Origin of the sequence: uncultured Thermosynechococcus sp. (assembly GCF_938074695.1) — a bacterium.
Taxonomy (GTDB): domain Bacteria; phylum Cyanobacteriota; class Cyanobacteriia; order Thermosynechococcales; family Thermosynechococcaceae; genus Thermosynechococcus.
Window position 1 is genome coordinate 1 of record NZ_CALJEM010000060.1, and the last position, 19,670, is coordinate 19,670.

25 protein-coding genes are annotated in these 19,670 nt (G+C 54.4%); 20 read left to right on the plus strand and 5 right to left on the minus strand.

The window, feature by feature from the left end; translation table 11 throughout:
* Positions 1-179: 179 nt before the first annotated feature.
* Positions 180-1,397 (minus strand): DNA methyltransferase, encoded by a 1,218-nt coding sequence (locus Q0683_RS08835; RefSeq protein WP_298977352.1) that lies wholly within the window; start codon positions 1,395-1,397, stop codon positions 180-182.
* Positions 1,398-1,643: 246 nt separating this feature from the next.
* Positions 1,644-2,162, minus strand: coding sequence for a hypothetical protein (locus Q0683_RS08840; protein WP_298977353.1), 519 nt, complete (start codon positions 2,160-2,162; stop codon positions 1,644-1,646).
* 84 nt (positions 2,163-2,246) lie between these two features.
* On the opposite strand from Q0683_RS08840, the gene Q0683_RS08845 reads away from it, so the two are divergent.
* From Q0683_RS08845 to Q0683_RS08885, 9 genes are all read left to right on the plus strand, one after another.
* The gene (locus Q0683_RS08845) at positions 2,247-3,302 is read left to right on the plus strand and encodes a thiamine phosphate synthase (protein WP_298977355.1); all 1,056 of its coding nucleotides are present in this window, start codon (positions 2,247-2,249) and stop codon (positions 3,300-3,302) included.
* A complete protein-coding gene (locus tag Q0683_RS08850; RefSeq protein WP_298614371.1) occupies positions 3,299-4,489 on the plus strand; it encodes a bifunctional 2-polyprenyl-6-hydroxyphenol methylase/3-demethylubiquinol 3-O-methyltransferase UbiG in 1,191 nt (396 codons plus the stop codon). Before Q0683_RS08845 ends, Q0683_RS08850 begins: the two co-directional genes overlap by 4 nt.
* On the plus strand, positions 4,486-5,427 hold the full coding sequence (locus Q0683_RS08855) for a folate-binding protein YgfZ (protein WP_298614369.1): 942 nt from the start codon (positions 4,486-4,488) through the stop codon (positions 5,425-5,427). Before Q0683_RS08850 ends, Q0683_RS08855 begins: the two co-directional genes overlap by 4 nt.
* A gap of 73 nt (positions 5,428-5,500) precedes the next feature.
* Positions 5,501-5,911, plus strand: coding sequence for a hypothetical protein (locus tag Q0683_RS08860; protein ID WP_298614367.1), 411 nt, complete (start codon positions 5,501-5,503; stop codon positions 5,909-5,911).
* The gene (locus tag Q0683_RS08865; protein ID WP_366142451.1) at positions 5,895-7,244 is read left to right on the plus strand and encodes a gluconeogenesis factor YvcK family protein; all 1,350 of its coding nucleotides are present in this window, start codon (positions 5,895-5,897) and stop codon (positions 7,242-7,244) included. The genes Q0683_RS08860 and Q0683_RS08865 overlap by 17 nt, the downstream gene beginning before the upstream one ends.
* A gap of 65 nt (positions 7,245-7,309) precedes the next feature.
* Positions 7,310-7,900, plus strand: a complete 591-nt coding sequence (locus tag Q0683_RS08870; protein ID WP_298614365.1) for a DUF3177 family protein — start codon at positions 7,310-7,312, stop codon at positions 7,898-7,900.
* Between the two features lie 9 nt (positions 7,901-7,909).
* Positions 7,910-8,566 (plus strand): class I SAM-dependent methyltransferase, encoded by a 657-nt coding sequence (locus tag Q0683_RS08875; RefSeq protein ID WP_298614363.1) that lies wholly within the window; start codon positions 7,910-7,912, stop codon positions 8,564-8,566.
* Positions 8,566-9,126, plus strand: coding sequence for a 2'-5' RNA ligase family protein (locus Q0683_RS08880; protein ID WP_298977358.1), 561 nt, complete (start codon positions 8,566-8,568; stop codon positions 9,124-9,126). The genes Q0683_RS08875 and Q0683_RS08880 overlap by 1 nt, the downstream gene beginning before the upstream one ends.
* Positions 9,127-9,517: 391 nt before the next feature.
* Positions 9,518-9,877 (plus strand): PadR family transcriptional regulator, encoded by a 360-nt coding sequence (locus Q0683_RS08885; protein ID WP_298614359.1) that lies wholly within the window; start codon positions 9,518-9,520, stop codon positions 9,875-9,877.
* Position 9,878: 1 nt separating this feature from the next.
* Here Q0683_RS08885 and Q0683_RS08890 read toward each other — a convergent pair whose 3' ends face one another.
* Entirely contained in the window at positions 9,879-10,586 is a 708-nt protein-coding gene (locus Q0683_RS08890) for a uracil-DNA glycosylase family protein (protein WP_298614357.1), read from the minus strand.
* A 441-nt stretch (positions 10,587-11,027) separates the two neighbouring features.
* Between Q0683_RS08890 and Q0683_RS08895 the strand changes: the two genes are divergently transcribed.
* From Q0683_RS08895 to psbZ, 11 genes are all read left to right on the plus strand, one after another.
* Entirely contained in the window at positions 11,028-11,546 is a 519-nt protein-coding gene (locus tag Q0683_RS08895; RefSeq protein ID WP_298614355.1) for a phycocyanin subunit beta, read from the plus strand.
* A 68-nt stretch (positions 11,547-11,614) separates the two neighbouring features.
* Positions 11,615-12,103: a phycocyanin subunit alpha gene (cpcA, locus tag Q0683_RS08900; RefSeq protein ID WP_298617403.1), complete on the plus strand. Its 489-nt coding sequence runs from the start codon at positions 11,615-11,617 to the stop codon at positions 12,101-12,103.
* A 113-nt stretch (positions 12,104-12,216) separates the two neighbouring features.
* Entirely contained in the window at positions 12,217-13,080 is an 864-nt protein-coding gene (locus Q0683_RS08905) for a phycobilisome linker polypeptide (protein WP_298614351.1), read from the plus strand.
* A gap of 42 nt (positions 13,081-13,122) precedes the next feature.
* Positions 13,123-13,359 carry a phycobilisome linker polypeptide gene (locus Q0683_RS08910; protein ID WP_149818199.1) on the plus strand — a complete coding sequence of 79 codons (237 nt, stop codon included), beginning with the start codon at positions 13,123-13,125 and terminating at the stop codon, positions 13,357-13,359.
* Between the two features lie 6 nt (positions 13,360-13,365).
* Positions 13,366-14,196, plus strand: a complete 831-nt coding sequence (locus tag Q0683_RS08915) for a HEAT repeat domain-containing protein (protein ID WP_366142461.1) — start codon at positions 13,366-13,368, stop codon at positions 14,194-14,196.
* Positions 14,193-14,834, plus strand: a complete 642-nt coding sequence (locus tag Q0683_RS08920; protein WP_298614346.1) for a HEAT repeat domain-containing protein — start codon at positions 14,193-14,195, stop codon at positions 14,832-14,834. Before Q0683_RS08915 ends, Q0683_RS08920 begins: the two co-directional genes overlap by 4 nt.
* A 15-nt stretch (positions 14,835-14,849) precedes the next feature.
* Complete coding sequence (locus Q0683_RS08925; protein WP_298614344.1) at positions 14,850-15,683, plus strand: phycobilisome rod-core linker polypeptide; 834 nt, start codon at positions 14,850-14,852, stop codon at positions 15,681-15,683.
* A 3-nt stretch (positions 15,684-15,686) separates the two neighbouring features.
* Entirely contained in the window at positions 15,687-16,427 is a 741-nt protein-coding gene (locus Q0683_RS08930; RefSeq protein ID WP_298614343.1) for a phycobilisome rod-core linker polypeptide, read from the plus strand.
* A 42-nt stretch (positions 16,428-16,469) separates the two neighbouring features.
* Positions 16,470-17,225: a phycobilisome rod-core linker polypeptide gene (locus tag Q0683_RS08935; RefSeq protein WP_298614341.1), complete on the plus strand. Its 756-nt coding sequence runs from the start codon at positions 16,470-16,472 to the stop codon at positions 17,223-17,225.
* Between the two features lie 117 nt (positions 17,226-17,342).
* Positions 17,343-18,197, plus strand: a complete 855-nt coding sequence (locus Q0683_RS08940) for a M23 family metallopeptidase (RefSeq protein ID WP_298614339.1) — start codon at positions 17,343-17,345, stop codon at positions 18,195-18,197.
* Positions 18,198-18,285: 88 nt separating this feature from the next.
* Positions 18,286-18,474, plus strand: a complete 189-nt coding sequence (psbZ, locus tag Q0683_RS08945; protein ID WP_298614337.1) for a photosystem II reaction center protein PsbZ — start codon at positions 18,286-18,288, stop codon at positions 18,472-18,474.
* Here psbZ and Q0683_RS08950 read toward each other — a convergent pair.
* On the minus strand, positions 18,471-19,247 hold the full coding sequence (locus tag Q0683_RS08950; protein ID WP_366142462.1) for an RNA methyltransferase: 777 nt from the start codon (positions 19,245-19,247) through the stop codon (positions 18,471-18,473). The genes psbZ and Q0683_RS08950 overlap by 4 nt on opposite strands.
* A complete protein-coding gene (locus Q0683_RS08955; protein WP_298614333.1) occupies positions 19,247-19,447 on the minus strand; it encodes a hypothetical protein in 201 nt (66 codons plus the stop codon). The genes Q0683_RS08950 and Q0683_RS08955 overlap by 1 nt, the downstream gene beginning before the upstream one ends.
* Positions 19,448-19,670: the final 223 nt, after the last annotated feature.

Genomic DNA, 19,670 nt, shown 5'->3' on the forward strand with positions numbered 1-19,670 from the left:
GTTCTGGCGGGGGTGTCCTTTGGGGCACCTCTCCTAAGCGTCGAGGGAACCCTAGCCAAGACTCTGTGAACGGGGAATCTCCTGCTATACGCGTTGGCGTGAGCCTGCCGTTAGGCATAGCGTTAGCGGGATGAGCGTCAAAGTAATTCTAGGGTGCAGCCCGTCTGGACTAAATTAGATTATCCTTTCCAGCGCAGAATTACCACTTCTTCTCGCAATTGCTCCTTAGTGGCACTGGCAAAGCGAGTTCGGAACAGATCTGTGCGGACAAATTCATAGCCCAGAGCTTGGGCAATCTCAGCCAACAACTGCCCCGTGCGGATCATCACGCGCAAGTAGGACGCTTGATCCCCCACAACATAAGCCAGTTGGGCATTGGGGCGCAAAACCGAGCGCAGGGCTGCCAAGTGACGTGCCATCCCCCCAAAGTAGAGTTTGGTCACTCTCCCATAGAGTTTCTCAAAGCCGGAGGTCTTGCCTAGGTCAATTCTGCGGCGTTCAATTGTATTGGCAATGGACTGAATTTCAGGGTGATCTTGAATCCATTGATCGTCATCATCGGCTTTATACACATTGCGAGTGTTAGAACGGATCAAACCCTTCTTAAAGGCTTGTAGATCGTCCTTGGTTTTGATGAAACCTAGGATGACAGACTCTAAACGGGTTGTTCTAGTGTAGTCCTTTTCATTGGGGTAAGGGGGGGAGGTGATCACCGCATCCACAGACCGCGGGGGCAGAACGCTGTCAACCCCTCTGGCATCTGCAAAATAGACGTGGGCAGGGGCATGACTTTGACCTTTTACTCGTCGCAAATCCTCAGCCATTTCGTTAATCTTGGCAACCCAAGGGCTAATCACCGCTGCATCCACTTTGGGTTTACCCACGCCAACTTCAGGCCCAAAGCGCAGATTGCTCGCTCCAAACACAAGGACGTTGGCGATCGCCAATAATTGATGCCGATAGACCTTTTCTATCTTGTATTTCTCCAAACACTCAAGGAGTACCAGTACCTTGTGTAAGGGAATTGGACTCATCGACCCCGCAAGGATGAGTTTATTTTGCTCAGGCGAGAGTTGGCGCAAGGGGAGGTCAGCAATATTCCCCGCAAAAGGAACCGAGTCCTCTATTCCTTGCCGCCGCAGGAGGTCAAGGGCAAGTTCTGCTACTTCGCAGGAGTGACTGGAGAGTAAGTCAGGATCAACGTCCCAATCGGTCTTTACCGATGTCGCAAAATGGGCGAACGGATTGGCTTCTGTACCCCATGAGGGAATTCCCCAGCGCTTCGACTCAACAAGCGTTGTGCCTGTGCCACAAAAGGGGTCTAGGATCACACTCTCTTCATTCAAGCCGAAGTCTTTTATATAGTCCCGCACAAGATGGGGCGGATAAGATAGCACAAACCGATACCACCCATGAAAGGCGCGGTCTTGCTCATCTATTTTGTTGATGTTGCCGTTGTCTTTGGCTACTTTTCTATCCTTGCAATTTTTAAGCAATTTAGCTCCTGTGGCCATTGCTCCTAACTTTCCAAGCGTATGAAAAATTGACTGTTCTAGCAGGGGGTTCACTTTCTTGACGGGAGGAGGCGTCAGGAATATAACCTTTAGCCCCCTTCGCGATATTCCCAATTGGCCTAGAGGACTTTAGGGGAGACGTTGAATTTCAGCGCGGAAGCCATTGACCTCCATAAAGGCGCGCATTTTGCTGGCATTGGTCTCGTTTTGGAAACTGCCCACTTGCAGAGCACGGCGTTGGCCGAGGGTAACGGGTATCACGTCGGGGACGAGCGATCGCAGGCGCTCTTGGTTGGCCAGATCGTCCTCTCGCAAATCAAGTACAATTACCCGAAATCGCGTTCTGGGGGTGACAGGTGCCGGCGTTCCCCCCTCTGCTTCAAAAACCTGCGGCGGTGGCGGCAGTTGGTTCACGGCTGGGTTATTGCCCACAAATCCCATTGGAATGGGTATGCCTGGAACCGGCAATCGTTCGAGGGAGTTGTCAAGTCGCTGAGGCCGCGGGCTGGGAATTGGCGCGGTACTCACCTCTGGCGGGGGTACGGGGATGGGAGTCGGTTCTGCCGCCAATACGGGCGTCCCCCAACCCATTAGGATCAAACATAGGGGATTCAACCACGGCTGGCAGTGAATGCGGAAACGACTCATCAGGGACTTCATTGCTCTATCAACAATGCCGATGAACAATAAACAAAACTATGCTGATTTTTTTCTGGGGAGATCGGACGTCCTATGCAAAATTTAGCTCCCGGCTTTGAGGGGCAACGCATTCGGCGAATTCTGGATGCCAACCTTGACCGTGCCCGCGAAGGTCTGCGGGTGATCGAGGAATGGTGCCGCTTTGGCTGCGAAGAGGTTGCCCTGAGTGCCGAATGTAAAGATCTGCGCCAAACCCTCAGCCGCTACCATACCCCAGAGTTGCGGGCGGCACGACAAACGGATCAGGATCCGGGGACGGCTTTGAGTCATCCGCAGGAGCGCGATCGCCAGACCCTCAGCGAGGTGCTCACCGCTAATTTTGCCCGCGTCCAAGAAGCGCTGCGGGTAATTGAGGAATACGCTAAATTAACCAATACTGAGCTGAGTGAAACCGCCAAGGCGCTGCGCTATCGCGTTTATATTCTGGAGCAAGCTCTGAGGCTCAGCCCGCGCCATGCTCGGCTGCGGCAACTACAGCAGGCAAAACTTTACCTTGTCACTTCCCCCGGCGATCGCCTGTTGGCAGTGGTTGAAGCAGCTCTCAAGGGTGGATTGCCCCTTGTGCAGTATCGGGACAAGACCAGCGATGATGCCACTCGCTTGACTACGGCTCGTCAATTGCAGGCCCTCTGCCAGCGTTATGGGGCGCTGTTTTTAGTAAACGATCGCGTGGACATTGCCGTCGGTGCCAATGCCGATGGGGTGCACCTCGGACAGACAGATATTCCCATGGAACTCGCTCGGCAAATTTTAGGGCGCGATCGCCTGGTGGGACGCTCGACCACCAATCCCCAAGAACTGGAGCGGGCGATTGCCGAAGGCGCTGACTACGTCGGTGTAGGACCGATTTTTGCCACTCCCACCAAACCCGGCAAAGCGGCTGTTGGCTTTGACTATCTCCAGTACGCCCGCAAACACGCGCCGATGCCCCAGTTTGCCATTGGGGGAATTGACCTGAGTAACATTGATGACGTTATTCAAGCAGGGGCAACTCAGGTGGCCGTTGTCCGCGCCATTATGGAAGCGGCTGACCCAGAAGCCACCACCCGCGAGTTCTTACGACGCTTATCTCAAAGGGAGCAATCATGACCTCGGCGGCTGAAATTACCGCTGCTGTGCGGCAACTGTACAATACCTACCCCTTTCCCCCAGCACCCCTGCTCGATGAACCGCCACCGGGGTACAACTGGCGCTGGTCTTGGCCGGCAGCCTATAGCTTTTGCACAGGACGCTATCCCTCCCGATTGGACGTGGCCATCCTCGATGCCGGCTGCGGCACCGGTGTGGGAACAGAGTACCTAGCCCACTTGAATCCGCAGGCAAGGATTACTGCTTTAGATGTCAGTGAAGGTGCTTTGGAAATTGCCCAGGAACGCTGCCGCCGCTCCGGCGCTACCAACGTGCAATTTCACCACCTGAGTTTAGAGGATGTGGCTCAATTGGGGCAGGCGTTTCAGATGATTAACTGCGTCGGCGTACTGCACCACCTGCCAGACCCCCAGCGGGGGATTCAAGCGCTGGCCAATGTTCTTGCCCCCGGTGGTATTTTGCATATCTTTGTCTATGGGGAACGCGGTCGCTGGGAAATTAAGCTGATGCAGCAGGCTATTGCCCTCCTTTTGGGGCGCGATCGCCACAACTATCGCCAAGGGGTGGCCATTGGTCGGCAGCTCTTTGCTGCATTGCCCGCGAATAATCGTCTGAAAAAGCGCGAGCAGGAACGCTGGAGCCTTGACAATCAGCGGGATGAATGCTTTGCCGATATGTATGTGCACCCCCAAGAAATTGACTACACGATCGCCAGCCTCTTTGAGCTGATTGCTGCCTCTGGCTTGGAGTTTGTTGGCTTTTCCAATCCCCAAGTCTGGCGGCTGGAGCGATTGTTGGGCACTCAGCCGGAACTGTTGCAACGGGCACAGCAATTGACCCCCATTCAGCAGTATCAGCTCATTGAATGCCTTGACCCTGAGGCAATGACTCACTTTGAGTTCTTCTTGGCCAAGCCGCCGCTGCCCCGTCACGATTGGTCCGACGATGCCGGACTCTTGGCTGCCCTGCCGTGGCGCCACCCCTGCTTGGAGGGTTGGCCGGGAGCCTGCGTCTTCAACTGCCACTATGAGGTGATTCACCTCACGCCTGCTGAGCAGCAATTTCTAACCGATGCGACGGGTCAAAAAACCGTGGCTGAGTTATTAGCTGAGCAACCGGAGTTGAATCTTGCGGCGGTGCGATCGCTCCTTGAGCGGGACTTACTTCTTTTGGGAGTAAAAGAATGACAGATCTTCTGGAAACAGTCTCTACAGGTGGTGCAGTCTATGATTGCAGTCATTGGGGACGCCTACGCCTCACGGGGCGCGATCGCCTGAAGTTTTTGCACAATCAAAGCTCCAATAACTGCCTTGTCTTGCAACCCGGCCAAGGGGCTGACACCGTTTTCCTGACCTCGACCGCTCGCACCCTTGATCTTGCCACCCTCCTTGTTCATCAAGAGTGGGTGGATCTCTTGGTATCTCCGCAGCGCCGCGAGTTTCTCCTGAAATGGTTTGATAAGTACATCTTCTTTGGCGACGATGTTCAGGTGAGCGATCGCACCGCTGAGAGCCACTGCTATCGGGTTTTTGGGGATGCTGCTGAAAAAATTACTGCCCAGTTTGGCCTAGGCGCATTGGCCAATGCCTATGATCACGTCACTATTAGCCACGAAGGTGCTCCCCTAACCCTTGCGGCCACCAGTGGCCTCGTCATTCCCGGTTTGACCCTTTGGAGCGATCGCCCCCTTGCCAATTTACTCGATCCCTATCCCCAACTTACTGATGCCGACTGGGAGCACCTGCGCATTCGTCAGGGTCGCCCCGCTGCCGATGCCGAACTGACAGAAGAGTACAACCCCCTCGAAGCGCGGCTGGGGCACACCATTTCTTTTAACAAGGGCTGTTATATTGGCCAGGAAACAATTGCTCGCCTAAAGACCTATCAAGGCGTCAAACAATATCTTTGGGGTCTGGAATTAAGTGCGGCAGTCACCCCACCTACCCCCCTACTCTTGGAGGGTGAAAAAGTGGGGCTGCTCACGAGTTGTACCTCCCTCAAGCGGGGAGCTTTTGGCCTCGGCTATGTGCGCACCAAAGTGGGCGGTGTGGGGTTAACGCTGCATACGCCAGAGAAGGTCGCTGCCCAAGTCGTGGAGGTGCCATTCTTAAAAAGTGTTGCCTAAAAATGCTCTCGCCAGAGAATGCTATAATCCAATCGGTTTGTGCAGACATCAACTGAGCAGGGGAAGGAGGCCTATGGCCACGGCACAGGTGCTAGCATTCATGCAAAAGACCGCGGAGGATGCCAAACTGCGGGACGAATTGGAAAACCTTCTGGGGGTAGGCGATGGCAACATTAGTGGGGCTGCCGAACTGGATGCCGAAGAATTAGCAGCGCTGCGGGGAGAAATGGCGCCGAAAGTGGTGGATTTTGCCAGTCAGCATGGCTTTGAATTTTCCACTGAGGAACTAGTGCAGGTGATAGACTCCTTTGCTCAACATCAGGCAGGGGAAATGAGTGATGATGAATTTTCAGAAATTCTAGGCGTTCCTGTCAATAGGGAGCACGCTGAACACAAAAAACGGATAGCTAACCCCCTCCGGCGTCTTGCTCGCTATCTCAGCAAAACCTATTTGGGTATCGATCCGGATGAGGAGAGCGAATAAGGCTCAACAACTCTCAGCAAAGCTGCGTCCGGCACGTCGGAAAATCCGTCTGTGGTCTCAATGGCTTCTCCCTGGGCTACTGGTCAAACGATGGCTGCTCATCAGTGCGGTGGGTGTCTTGCTAGCCAGCCTTGGCTTTGCCATTAGCATTAACCTCACCCCGATTTTCTACTTTTTGCAATTTCTGGAGCAGTTTCTCCAGAGTGTGGCTCGTTTTGTACCGAGTTATGTCAGTGGCCCCTTGCTCCTCTTTGGGGGCTTAGCACTTATTGCTTGGGGGTATGCCCGTACTCTGGGTTCGATTACAGAAGTCCTCCTGCCAGAGGACGATAAGACCCTTGTGGAGCGACTCCTTATCCATCGGCGCTTGGGGCGAGGACCGAAAATTGTTGCCATTGGTGGTGGGACGGGGCTGTCAACGCTCCTACGCGGACTGAAGCTCTATAGTTCCAATATCACTGCCATTGTAACAATGGCCGACGATGGCGGCTCCTCTGGACGACTGCGGCGGGAAATTGGGGTGCTGCCGCCGGGGGATATTCGCAACTGCTTGGCAGCCCTAGCAGATGAAGAGAAAATCGTCACCGAGCTTTTTCAGTACCGCTTTGAAGCCGGAGACGGCTTGGCCGGGCACAGCTTTGGCAATTTATTCCTGACGGCCATGACGAATATCACAGGTGATCTGGAGCAGGCGATCGCCACCAGTTCAGCGGTCTTGGCTATTCGCGGTCAGGTGCTACCAGCCACGCTGACGGATATGACCCTGTGGGCACGCCTAGCCGATGGTCGCTTGATTCACGGGGAATCAAACATTACGGCCGCCCGCGGCAAAATTGTAGAAATTGGCTGCTCGCCCCCTGCCCCCAAAGCTTTGCCGCGAGCCATTCAAGCCCTGCGCGAAGCCGACTACATTATCCTTGGCCCTGGTAGCCTCTACACCAGTATTATTCCCAATCTCTTGGTGCCTGAAATTGCCCAAGCCCTGGCGGAGCGCCAATGCCCCTGTGTCTATGTCTGCAACATTATGACGCAGCCGGGGGAGACCGAGGGCTATACCGTCAGTGATCATGTGCGCGCTCTCGATGCTGTGACGGGCGATCGCCTGTTTGATGCGGTGCTGGTGCAAAAATATCCCCCCAGTGCTGCTCACCTTGAACGCTATGCGCAGCAGGGCAGTGCACCTGTGGCCATTGATCGCGAGGAACTTGCCCGCCAAAACTGCCGCCTAATCCTAGCCGATGTAATGGATGAATCCACACCCACAGTGCGCCATGATTCCCGAAAGTTAGCGGCCATTCTCATGCGTTGGTATGAGCGGGTGCGATCCCTTTAGTGCCTTGTGCCCTGTGAAGGCAATCCCTAATAATAGAACCGTTGCCCTTGGGTGAGTGGCCTGTCATGTCCTTGGAACTTTTGCGATCGCTGGTGTGGATGGACTACCGCCTTGCAGTCCTCTTTACGGTGGTCATTCCCTTGATCCTGCTCCTGTGGTCAACGGCTAAAAACGTGCCGGCCATTACTCAACTGCTGATTATCTACTGGCGGGTGTCCAGCCTCTTGGCGATTACGGTGTATTTGATGATGCCGCAGTGGCCAGTAGCCTATGTCACAGGATTCATGGCTTTGGTCCTGATTCCCATTAGCCTCTGGTTTTGGGTCGATCTCAATGAGGAAATTAGCGATCGCCAAGACCTCCTAGGTCAAGTCTTTAGTAGTTGGCGCTGGGCAATCACGCTCTACTGTGTCCTTGCCGCCCTAGGTCAGACCTTTTATCTACACTGTGCGTTTGTGGCGGGTGCCGTTCAGACCCCCAGTTGCCAAGTCTGGCTAGAGCCACCCCTGATGTTCAAGGAGATTTTTCACCCCCAAGCCCGCGCCGGTACCCTTGGCTTCTTTGCAGCGGTTGGCCTTGTAATTTACATGCTCTATTTGAGCTACTTTGTCTTTGTGCGCTTACCCAAGCAGGGGCGATCGGCCACAGGTCTATAGGCACTCTCTATGACTCTGCAACGTATCTTAGAACCGGAAGTCATGGAGACGCCAGAAACGGCTGCTGCCTACGACGCAATGGATTTTACTGCTGTCAATATCGCCTTCTGTGAAGATCTAGCCGCCGTTTTACCCAATGTTGAGCAACCCCTCCAGGTTTTGGATGTGGGAACGGGGACAGGGCGGATTCTACAAGTGTTGCACCAACGCTATCCCCATTGGCAACTGACGGGAATTGATCTCAGTCCGGCTATGCTGGCGATCGCGCGGCACCATAGTCCCCAATTGCGCTTTATTCAAGGGGATGCCAAAGCCCTGCCCTTTGCTGCCGCAAGTTTTGATGTGGTGATCAGCAATAGCCTTATCCATCACTTAGCCAATCCTCAACCTGCCTTGGCAGAAATGCTGCGGGTGCTGCGTCCCCAAGGAACCCTCTTTATCCGTGATCTGTGTCGTCCAAACACAGGGGCTGACCTGCAAGCCCTCGTTGACCAGTATGCTGGTCAGGACACCCCTGAACAGCGGCAACTCTTTGCCGCTTCCCTCCATGCGGCGCTAACTTTGATGGAAATGAGTAATGTTGTGAGAACATTGCCGCAACTGCCGCGGCAGTGGCAAGTGACGCTCACCTCCGATCGCCATTGGACAATGGTGGCTCAACGCTAATGAACCGGCGGCATTACTTTATTGCTTTGTTGCCCGATGCCAAAATTCAGGAGCAGGTGACCCGTCTCAAGCAGTATTGTTGCGATCGCTACCAGAGCCAAGCGGCACTGCGCTCTCCCCCCCATGTCACCCTCTATCCCCCCTTTTGGTGGCCAGATGCAGGGGTAGGAGATCTTGAGCAAGCCCTAGAAGCCTTTTCCCATCAAGCCGCTCCGGTGGAATTGATCCTTGACGGCTTTGCCGCCTTTCCTCCCCGCGTCATTTATATTCACGTGGCACCGACTCCGGCGCTCAAGACCCTACAAGCGGATCTCGTCAAAGCAGTAGCGCAGCCCCTGAACCTTCCCCCCACGCAACGGCACCCCTTTACCCCCCACATGACAATTGCCTTTCGGGACTTAACCAAGGAAAACTTTCACCATGCTTGGGCAGACTTTCAAGAACAATCCTTTGCTGCCCGCTGTTGGGTATCTCACCTAACACTGCTGGTGCACAATGGCCGACGCTGGCAGATTCATCGTGAATTTTTGTTAAGAAATCTTGCTCACGATTGCCCTTAAGATCAATCTGCAACAAGTCCATGACTTGATTTTTGCTAACTGCGGACTCTATGATGCAAAGAACACTTTTCTCTCAAACTTCCTAAAATCAGAAGTACAGCCCTTTTCACAAAAATGACACACGCTCAACATCGTGAAAGCCCATAGGGGAGAGAATTCTCTTTCCTTTATCTACCCGATATTTAAGAAAAGGGCTGCAAGACAAGATTGGAGTCTTGGTAGCGATAAATACTTAGTGACTTTCATGCGCAATATGAGGCCAGAGGAAAGTACTGACATTAAGGGGGGAGTCCTTGTGTTTCCCAGCGTTTGGAGCAACAGAGCTGCATCCAAATCCTCTGATAATCTGAAGAGCTTTCGGGGACAGTAGTCCATTGCTGAGGATAAGGTTATGAAACTAGAAGATATCTACACCTTTTTCCGCCAGCCACCGCCAGTTTACCTGAGCAAGGAAGTTGCCGTGTGCTATGTGCTCTATACCCTTGTGGAAAAGGGGGATTCCTATGGCACGGCGCTGATCCAAGCCATTGAAAACGAGTATCCCCTGTATCGCCTTTCCGATACAGTTCTTTACAGTGCCCTCAAATTCCTAGAGGATGAGGGGATTATTGGCGGTTATTGGAAGAAGGTGGAAGGTCGCGGTCGGCCGCGGCGAATGTACCACATTATTAATGAGAAGGAGCAGCAGGCGCGGGAACTTTCGGAACTTTGGCTGCGCTATCTACAGGAACATCCCCCCCGTCAGGAGTAATCTAAGAATCGAGTTGGCGGAGGCGATCGCGCACCGCTTGGATATCCTGCCAGGTTAACCACTTAGGGCTGCCCGGCTCCCGTGAGTTATTGCGCAATAGATACGCCGGGTGGAAAATGGGCATACACCAGCGTCCTTGCCATTCAATCCACTGGCCCCGAATTTTAGTAATTCCCCGATTATCTTTCAGTAAGCCAGATACAGCCGTGGCCCCCGCCAGCAGAATAATGCGGGGATTCACCAAGCGAATCTGCTCCAGTAAATAGGGCAAACAGGCTGCTGCTTCAACTGGTGTTGGGACGCGGTTGCCGGGGGGACGGCACTTCACAATGTTGCAAATATAGGCATCCCGTTCACTGTCCAGATTGACCGAAGCAAGGATTTTATCGAGGAGTTGCCCCGCCTTGCCCACAAAGGGGCGGCCGGTTTCGTCCTCTGACTGGCCAGGGCCTTCACCAATAATCATCAGCTTGGCGGTAGGATTGCCACGGCTAATCACCACATGGGTACGGGTGGTTGCTAGGCCACAGCGCTGACACTGCTGACAATGCGCCGCCAGTGCTTCCAAGTCACGGTAGGTCCCGGCAGGGATAGGCACCTCGGCCCGCAGGGGAATTTGATCGTAGGTGGCAGCATCGAGGGGCGTTGCTGGCGCAGATTCTGCCTCTGGGGGAGTGTCAAATAAGCTAAATTGCAACGGTTCACTCATGGGGATCGTCACTTCCTGAGAACAATGTTAAAGAAACTTCACAAAACTTAGGAAAAACTTAGGATAAATCGCACTAATTTTATGGCGATCGCCAGAACCTTAATTTATCTCACAAAAGTATTTTACAAATTAATAACTACGGCGAAACAGGTTTCCCACCGCATTGTATAAGAAATAGCGGAAGGGTTTAACAACACTGCTGTTGTTTCCTAGACTCCTTTGCGGAACAACCCATCAGTGACCGTTAGACCTTTCCGGCACGCCCAAGAGCGTTGCGCGTCTGTTAAAAACACACCAAGGATCAGCTTGGTCGCTCTCAGGTTGCTTGGCACAGCCTTTAGGGAGTTGCCGATCAGCCCCCTAAGAATCCTGCCTCATCTCTGGGGTTAGGAATGTCAAGAAGGTCTCACTTCTTTAACAAACTTTAAGGAGAATTGATCCATGCTAGATGCATTTGCCAAAGTTGTCGCTCAGGCCGATGCCCGCGGTGAATTCCTCACCAACGCCCAGTTCGATGCCCTGTCCAACTTGGTGAAAGAAGGCAATAAGCGTCTGGATGCCGTTAACCGCATCACCAGCAATGCCTCCACAATTGTTACCAACGCTGCTCGTGCCCTGTTTGCAGAGCAACCCCAACTGATCCAACCCGGTGGGAACGCTTACACCAACCGTCGCATGGCTGCTTGCTTGCGCGATATGGAAATCATCTTGCGCTATGTGACCTACGCCATTTTGGCGGGTGACTCCAGCGTGCTCGATGATCGCTGCTTGAACGGTCTGCGCGAAACCTACCAAGCCCTCGGTACGCCCGGTTCCTCCGTGGCGGTGGCCATTCAAAAAATGAAAGAGGCGGCGATCGCGATCGCCAATGATCCCAACGGCATCACCCCTGGCGATTGCAGCGCCCTAATGTCCGAAATTGCTGGCTACTTTGACCGTGCCGCTGCCGCTGTTGCCTAACACACCTTTGACATTCTTTAACTTTGACCGTTCTGAACACGCACACTTTTTAGGGAGATACTTTATCCATGAGAACGCCGATTACTGAAGCCATTGCCGCCGCCGATACCCAAGGTCGTTTCCTGAGCAACACCGAACTGCAAGCGGTTGACGGCCGCTTCAAGCGCGCTATGGCCAGCCTGGAAGCCGCTCGCGCCCTGACCAACAATGCTCAGAGCCTGATTGACGGCGCAGCTCAAGCGGTGTACCAAAAATTCCCCTACACCACCACTATGCAAGGCCCTCAGTATGCCTCGACCCCCGAAGGCAAAGCCAAGTGCGCCCGCGACATTGGCTACTACCTGCGGATGGTGACCTACTGCCTCGTTGCGGGGGGCACCGGTCCGATGGATGAGTACCTCATTGCTGGCTTGTCGGAAATCAACAGCGCGTTTGATCTTTCCCCAAGCTGGTACATCGAGGCTCTGAAATACATCAAAGCCAATCATGGCTTGACCGGCCAAGCTGCGGTGGAAGCCAACGCCTACATCGACTACGCCATTAACGCCCTCAGCTAATAGGCGTTTCCTTTTGTTGCCCGGTGAGGTAAGCAGATGTTGTCGGCGTTGGGCTGACCCTTTGTTTACAACACCGGGCTTGTTTGTACCCTTGATATTTAGGAGTTTGTACCGTGGCTATTACTGCTGCTGCTTCGCGCTTGGGTACCTCCGCCTTCAGTGATGCTCCGCGAGTGGAGCTGCGTGCCAACTGGAGCGAGGAAGATCTAGAGACGGTCATCCGTGCCGTTTACCGTCAGGTCTTAGGCAATGACTACATCATGGCATCGGAGCGTTTGGTGAGTGCGGAGTCACTGTTGCGCAATGGCAAAATTACCGTGCGGGAATTTGTGCGCGCAGTGGCCAAGTCGGAACTCTACAAAGAGAAGTTTCTCTACGGCAATTTTCAAACCCGTGTCATTGAACTGAACTATAAGCATTTGTTGGGGCGGGCACCCTACGATGAGTCGGAAGTGATCTTTCACCTAGATCTATATGAAAATGAGGGTTTTGATGCCGACATCGACTCCTACATTGATTCCCCTGAGTACACCAATAGCTTTGGGGATTGGGTAGTGCCCTACTATCGTGGCTTTAATACCCAGCCGGGGCAAAAAACCGTTGGCTTTAACCGCATGTTTCGTCTCTATCGCGGCTATGCCAATAGCGATCGCGCCCAAGCAGAAGGCAGGATGTCCCGCCTAGCACGGGATTTGGCCACCAACCGTCCCAATACAGTGGTGCCGCCTTCGAGTAGCGATACTGCCTTTGCCTACTACACCCCCAGTGCCGATGTTCCCCCACGGGCTTGCTTGGGTGGTTCCTTTGGTGAAAGTGGCCGCGTCTATCGCATTGAAGTGGCGGGCATTCGCCAACCGGGCTATCCGGGGGTGCGCCGCAGCAGTACCGCTTTCTTGGTGCCCTATGAGCAACTGTCGAGCAAAATGCAGCAGCTTCAGCGCACAGGTGCTCGCATTATCAGTGTCAATCCTGCCTAGAAATTTTGCTTAGCGTTCTTTTGAGATTGGGAGTCAGGTGTCATGTTTGGTCAAACTGCGTCTGGAAGTGCTGCCCTTAGTCCCTCCGGCGCTCGCGTTTTCCGCTACGAGGTTGTGGGTCTGCGTCAAAACGAAGAAACCGACAAAATGGGGTTTCCAATTCGCCGCAGCGGTAGTACTTTTATTACGGTGCCCTACAACCGCATGAATGAAGAGATGCAGCGCATTACCCGCATGGGGGGCAAAATCGTTTCCATTACCCCAGTGGTTGCCTCGTAAGTATTGATGTCGGGAGAGGGAATGACGGCGGTCTCCGAACCGGTACAGCTTACAGTGCCCCAAATGCTGGCGCAGCTTCAGGGGACAGATCCCGGTCTCCGCTACTACGCGGCATGGTGGTTGGGAAAGTTTGGTTTGGAAACGGCAACGGCAGCAGAGCGGCAGGCCATTGTCAATGCCTTGATTGGGGCTTTGGCCGATGAGGCCGATCGCACGGAATTGGGGGGATACCCCCTGCGGCGAAATGCAGCCCGTGCCTTGGGCAGGTTGGGCGATCGCCAAGCCGTCCCTGCCTTAATTGAGTGCTTGCACTGCGAGGATTTTTATGTCCGTGAAGCCGCGGCCATTGCTCTTGGTCAACTGGGAGATCCCCGAGCGATCGCGCCCCTGCAAGCGCTCCTAGAAGGTGGTGTAGCCATGGCGCGGCCAGTGCCCGGTCGCCCTCATCTGGTGCAGCCGGTGGAAGCTGTGATGGAAAGCTTGGGTCACCTCGGTGCCACCGAAGCAATTCCCCTGATCGAGCCGTTCCTGACCCATGAGATGCCGCGAGTGCAATTGGCCACTGCACGGGCACTTTTTCAACTGACGGGAGCAGCGGAATATGGCGATCGCCTCTTGGCAGCGCTCGAAAGTGAGGATGTGCAACTGCGGCGGACAGCGCTTCTCGATCTGGGAGCAATGGGGTATCTGCCCGCAGCAGAGGCCATTTTGCAGGCGGGTGTTGAGGCCAGCTTTAAGCTCATTGCCCTCCACGGCATCCTCAGCAAGCAACTACATCAGGCTGCCCCGGCGGAACAGACCCTCTCCCTTTTTCAAGGATTGGATCAACTGCTGTGAGTAATCTCCTTGCCTATATCCATGCCGTTGAGACGGCCTCCTCTGCCTCGGCGCTTCGCGAGGCTGTGATTCAGCTTGCCCAACAGAAAGACACCGCTGCCATTCCGACGCTGATTGCCGTTTTGGGGTACAACAACCCCGCCGCTGCCCAAGCTGCTGTGGAAGGCCTCATTGCCCTTGGGGATGCCGTGGTCGAGCCACTGCTGGCCCAGTTGGATGGCTACAACTACGGTGCCCGTGCCTATGGGGTGCGTGTCTTGGGAAGTATTGGTCATCCCGCCGCCCTGCGGGTCTTATTGGCTGCTGCGCAGTCGGATTTTGCCCCCAGTGTTCGCCGTGCGGCGACCAAGGCCCTGGGAACGCTGCGCTGGCAGTTAATTCCTGAGGAGACGGCAAGAGAGGCTCAATTAAGGGAAGCACTCACGGTTCTTCAGCGCAACAGTGAAGCAGCGGATTGGGCAGTTCGCTATGCTGTGGGCGTTGCCCTTGACCACTTATATCAGCAGGCGGCTGCCCGTGCTCTTCGGGAGGCTGTGTGTTCACTCCTGAAGCACTTGGGCGATCGCGACCCCGACATTGTGGTGCGTTCCCGTTGTCAGCTTGCCCTCCAGAGGGACTATCTGTCCATGCACATCTAAAAGGATTGGAAAGTTATGTCGTTACCCTTGCTGGCTGTGAAGCCCAGAACCCTTGACCAGCGGGTGGTCAGTTATGAAGTCCCCGCCGAGGATGATCCGGTCATCTACCGCCTCACCGATGCCACCGATGCCGCAGACGTGGATGCCTTAATTTGGGCAGCCTATCGCCAAATTTTTAGTGAGCACCTGATTTTGGCCTCCTACCGCCAGCCTTTCCTAGAATCCCAACTGCGCAACCGTGCCATTTCCGTTCGGGATTTCATCCGTGGCTTGGGTAAGTCAGCGGTCTATCGAGAGCAAGTAGCGGCAGTCAATTCCAACTACCGCCTTGTGGATCTCTCCTTTAAGCGCTTCCTTGGCCGCCCCACCTATGGTCGGCAAGAGCAGATTGCGTGGTCAATTATTTTAGCCACCCGTGGCCTAGAAGGATTTATTGATGCCCTTGTGGACAGCGAAGAGTACCAGCAAAACTTTGGTGCCGACATTGTCCCCTACCAACGGCGGCGGCGCATGGCGCGTCCTTTTAACCTTGTTAATCCCCGCTACAGCGACTACTGGCGCAACAAGGAAATGTCCCTCAGTGGCCGTTCTTACTATCAGGTGCGCTACTACGCCACAGGGCCACTCGACAAGCAAATTATCCGAGGGGCGATTCCGGCCAATTTCCTCTCTATGGCGCGTTCAATTGTGGTGCCGACACTTGAGACTCAACGCTATGTGGCACGGGCTACCTCAAGCTTGGTGAAGGTGCCTAACACAGCCCAAGAGCGGGATTTGCCACCTACCCCCGTCAAACCTGTGCCTGTTGCCTTGCCCTACCGTTATTTACCCTCTCAACCAAAGGTGTAAGCCATGACGATTCCCTTGCTGAGCTATCCCCCCAGTTCCCAAAATCAACGGGTACCGGGCTATGAGGTTCCCAATGAAGAAACCCCTTGGCGCTATTCCTTAGAGGATGCAGTGGATCAGTCGGATATTGATGAACTGATTTGGGCTGCCTATCGCCAAGTGTTCAGCGAACATGTTGTCCTCAAAAGTACCCGCCAGCCCCATTTGGAGTCACAACTGGCCAACCGTACTATTTCGGTGCGGGATTTTATTCGCGGCTTGGCCAAATCGGAGACGTTCCGCCGCTTGGTGGTGGAGACCAACTCCAACTATCGCCTCGTGGAAATCGCCCTGAAGCGGCTCCTTGGGCGGGCGCCCTACAATAAACAAGAAGAACTGGCGTGGTCTATTCGCATTGCCACCGATGGTTGGCAGAAATTTGTGGATACCCTTGTGGACAGTGACGAATATACGCAAAATTTTGGCGATAACACCGTGCCCTACCAGCGGCGCCGGTATAAGGATCGCCCCTTTAACCTAGTGACGCCTCGCTATAGTGACTACTGGCGCGATAAGTTAGAAAGCAGCCGCTACAAGTGGGGCGACATTCGCAATTTCTTGGAGATGGCACGGTCGGTCAAGGTGACACCGCTGCAATTCAAGCCGGTGTCCACCGCCAATGTGCAAATCCCCGATATGACTCGGCGCGATCGCCCGCAGGTGCCCGTTTCAATTAACCCCACAGCCCCCTTTCCGCTGCGCTAGCTATTCTAGCTGTTGTTTCACTCTTTAACTTGGGAGAGATCCATGGACTTACCTCTACTCGCCTACAAGCCCACGACTCAAAACCACCGCGTCGCTAGTTTTGGCATTGCCGATCAAAACGAAGATACCCCCTATATCTATCGTCTTGAGGATGCGACTTCCTACCCGGAAATCCGCGAGGTGATCTGGGCCTGCTATCGGCAGGTCTTCAGTGAGCACGCCACCTTAGCCTTTAATCGTCAGGTCACCCTAGAGTCCCAATTGGTGAATCGGGTGATTACCGTGCGGGACTTTATTCGCGGTCTGGCAAAATCGGAGCGCTTCTACAATACGGTAGTGGCGGTGAACGACAACTACCGCTTGGTGGATGTCTGTCTGCGGCGTTTCTTGGGGCGCAGTGCCTACAACAACGAGGAAAAAATTGCCTGGTCAATTAAGATCGGCACCCTTGGCTTCCATGGTTTTGTGGATGCCCTCCTCGACAGTGAGGAATACACCAATGCTTTTGGGGACTTTACGGTGCCCTACCAGCGCAAGCGGATGGAGGGGCGTCCCTTTAACCTTGTGACACCGCGCTATGGCTTTGAATATCGCGACAAAGTAGGCACCACCAAGACCGATTGGCGGTTTACCTTGGAGAAGTTCTACGATCGCAAGTTCCAAGAGCGGCGACTGCCGGAGGGCGACCCGCGCAAATACCGCGATTTGGCAGCAGCGATCGCACCCAAGGCGCGCTATGCTCAGCAATTGCGCGCAGCTGATATTGACTACTTAGCGAAAGTGCCCCGCCGCCGTTAAGGTGTCTTAAAATCAGGGGCTAGTGGTACAGCCGTCGGCAAATTGACTGGCGGCTTTCTTAAGTGAACTTCTTGGAACACTGCCCCCTATTCTTGGGTCTCATTGGCTGCTAAAACTATGCGCGATCGCCTCCTGCCTTGGCTGGTACCCGCCATCGTCACCCTCACTGTTGTGCCCGCCAGTAGTCAGGTCACTATTCCCCTCACGGTTACTGTGAGTCCCGATCGCGCTACTTTGGGAGATACGCTCGCCATTGTGGTCAACGCTGCAGAGCAGCCGACTGTCGAGGTAGCCGGCAAAGCCCTGCCGGTATTTTCCATTGGCCCACAGCAATGGCGGGCTTTTGTGGCCACAACACCGCTCCAGCCAGCGGGTCGCCGTTCATTGGTGGTTCGGGCAGGAAATGAAACCCGCAATATGTTCCTGTGGGTGGGCGATCGCTCGTTTCCTGTGCAACGCATTTGGCTGCCGCCGGGCAAAGATTCCTCAGGAACCGATTTTGAATTTGATCGGGTGGAGGCCTTTAAGGCTTTGGTTACGCCTGAAAAACTCTGGCGAGGTGCCTTTCGTCGCCCCAACAGTGGGCCTGTGACCACACCCTACGGCGTGCGGCGCTATTACAACGGCGTTTTTGCCAGGGATTACTTCCACCGCGGCGTTGACTATGCAGGGCCAAAGGGATCACCTGTAGTGGCCGCTCAGCGAGGACGTGTAGCCTTAGTGGGGCGAGAATCCCAAGGGTTTCTCATCCACGGCAACACCGTGGGTATTGATCACGGACAAGGGGTGCTGACGATTTACCTGCACCTTGATCAAATTCGCGTTCAAGAGGGACAGATGGTGGAGGCAGGGCAAGTCATTGGCACTGTGGGCAATACGGGTGCCTCCACAGGGCCGCATCTCCACTGGGGACTCTATGTCAATGGCGAGTGCGTCGATCCGCGATCGTGGCTAGATCAGGGCTGGCAGTAGTTTAGGGTCAAGAAATGGGAGATAATGCTACTTCAGAGGTAGCCACTTCGCTACTATTGCCGCTGATAAGATTTGGGAGTTAGCAACAATGACGATTCTGTTTCAACTGGCTCTTGCTGCCCTTGTCATCCTGTCCTTTGTGATGGTGGTGGGTGTGCCAGTGGCCTTTGCCTCGCCCCAAGACTGGGATCGCTCAAAGCAGTTAATTTTCCTTGGCTCCGGGCTATGGATTGCCCTGGTGCTGGTGGTGGGCGTTCTCAACTTCTTTGTGGTTTAGTCCAACCAGCGTTGACGATAGACTTCGTACAAGAGCACTGCTGTAGCGATCGCTACATTCAGGGATTCGACGTTTGGTTTCTGAGGAATCCGCACCGCAGTAAATGTAGTGTCATGGTAGGCCGGGGGCAGCCCTTGGCCCTCATTTCCCATGACGAGCAACGTGGGTTGACGAAAATCCGCTTGCCAGTAGATCAGCGGTGCGGTTGGGAGTGTGACGACAACTTGCCATCCTTGGGCTTGGTAGGCCTTGAGAGTTGCCAAGCCATCGGTAACGGTTTGCATGGGTAGGCGAAACCATTGGCCAGCACTGGCACGTAACACTTTTGGATGGGTGATGTCCACACAATCGGGAGTCAGCAATAGTCCCTCAACCCCCACTGCGGCAGCAGTACGAATAATCGTTCCCAAGTTACCGGGATCCTGAAGTGTCACTAAACACAGGCCTAACCCCTTTAGGGGCAATGTAGAGGAAGGAACATAGTTGACTACAGCTATCACGCCGTCGGGGGTTATTGTTGTACAAAGGGCGGCAAGCACTTCATCACTGACTTCAACGGCGCGATCGCTCCTGTGGAGAACCTGTTGCCAAAATGCTGAGGATTGCTTCGCTTGCCAAGACGCCGTGTAGCAAACCACTGAAAAACGGTAGCCGGCGGCTAGGGCTTCCTGTAGCAGGTGAGTGCCCTCCAAAAGCAAGTGCCCTTGGCGATATTTACGGTGGTGCAGCTTGCGGATCGAGCGCACCAAGGGATTCTGCCGACTAGTAATGATCACTGCCCAATCCAGCGGTCAAGTAAACGTTCCAGATAGGGGGTTAAAAGGGCTGTTTGTGGCGCTTGGGCTTCAATTGCTGTCGCTGATTGAATGTAGGGACTAAGCACCAGCTCGTGCTGACAGTGCTGAATTAACTCCCCAAGGCCGGCGGGGATCACTTCTAGGTGAATTGAAGACCAATAACGCGATCGCCCCAACGGAATCCCTGCTGCGGACAGGTAGCACTTTTGGCAAGGGGAATTGCCTTCGGGGGGAGGCTAAACACATTGCTGTGCCAATGGAGCACCTTGACATCCTCCCCGGCCTGTTAGCTTGTGCCCACGCAGCGGTAGAGCGAGGCTTGCCGCGCACTAAGTCAAAGCTGGTAGCGACTCGTCCGCATCGAGATAACTAAACCACGGGCGATCGCCCACTGTGCAA

Coding starts and splice junctions, on each gene's coding strand:
- Q0683_RS08840 (WP_298977353.1), bottom strand. CDS start 2,162: ATGAGTCGTTTCCGCATTCACTGCCAGCCGTGGTTGAATCCCCTATGT.
- Q0683_RS08845 (WP_298977355.1), top strand. CDS start 2,247: ATGCAAAATTTAGCTCCCGGCTTTGAGGGGCAACGCATTCGGCGAATT.
- Q0683_RS08850 (WP_298614371.1), top strand. CDS start 3,299: ATGACCTCGGCGGCTGAAATTACCGCTGCTGTGCGGCAACTGTACAAT.
- Q0683_RS08855 (WP_298614369.1), top strand. CDS start 4,486: ATGACAGATCTTCTGGAAACAGTCTCTACAGGTGGTGCAGTCTATGAT.
- Q0683_RS08860 (WP_298614367.1), top strand. CDS start 5,501: ATGGCCACGGCACAGGTGCTAGCATTCATGCAAAAGACCGCGGAGGAT.
- Q0683_RS08865 (WP_366142451.1), top strand. CDS start 5,895: ATGAGGAGAGCGAATAAGGCTCAACAACTCTCAGCAAAGCTGCGTCCG.
- Q0683_RS08870 (WP_298614365.1), top strand. CDS start 7,310: ATGTCCTTGGAACTTTTGCGATCGCTGGTGTGGATGGACTACCGCCTT.
- Q0683_RS08875 (WP_298614363.1), top strand. CDS start 7,910: ATGACTCTGCAACGTATCTTAGAACCGGAAGTCATGGAGACGCCAGAA.
- Q0683_RS08880 (WP_298977358.1), top strand. CDS start 8,566: ATGAACCGGCGGCATTACTTTATTGCTTTGTTGCCCGATGCCAAAATT.
- Q0683_RS08885 (WP_298614359.1), top strand. CDS start 9,518: ATGAAACTAGAAGATATCTACACCTTTTTCCGCCAGCCACCGCCAGTT.
- Q0683_RS08890 (WP_298614357.1), bottom strand. CDS start 10,586: ATGAGTGAACCGTTGCAATTTAGCTTATTTGACACTCCCCCAGAGGCA.
- Q0683_RS08895 (WP_298614355.1), top strand. CDS start 11,028: ATGCTAGATGCATTTGCCAAAGTTGTCGCTCAGGCCGATGCCCGCGGT.
- cpcA (WP_298617403.1), top strand. CDS start 11,615: ATGAGAACGCCGATTACTGAAGCCATTGCCGCCGCCGATACCCAAGGT.
- Q0683_RS08910 (WP_149818199.1), top strand. CDS start 13,123: ATGTTTGGTCAAACTGCGTCTGGAAGTGCTGCCCTTAGTCCCTCCGGC.
- Q0683_RS08915 (WP_366142461.1), top strand. CDS start 13,366: ATGTCGGGAGAGGGAATGACGGCGGTCTCCGAACCGGTACAGCTTACA.
- Q0683_RS08925 (WP_298614344.1), top strand. CDS start 14,850: ATGTCGTTACCCTTGCTGGCTGTGAAGCCCAGAACCCTTGACCAGCGG.
- Q0683_RS08930 (WP_298614343.1), top strand. CDS start 15,687: ATGACGATTCCCTTGCTGAGCTATCCCCCCAGTTCCCAAAATCAACGG.
- Q0683_RS08935 (WP_298614341.1), top strand. CDS start 16,470: ATGGACTTACCTCTACTCGCCTACAAGCCCACGACTCAAAACCACCGC.
- Q0683_RS08940 (WP_298614339.1), top strand. CDS start 17,343: ATGCGCGATCGCCTCCTGCCTTGGCTGGTACCCGCCATCGTCACCCTC.
- psbZ (WP_298614337.1), top strand. CDS start 18,286: ATGACGATTCTGTTTCAACTGGCTCTTGCTGCCCTTGTCATCCTGTCC.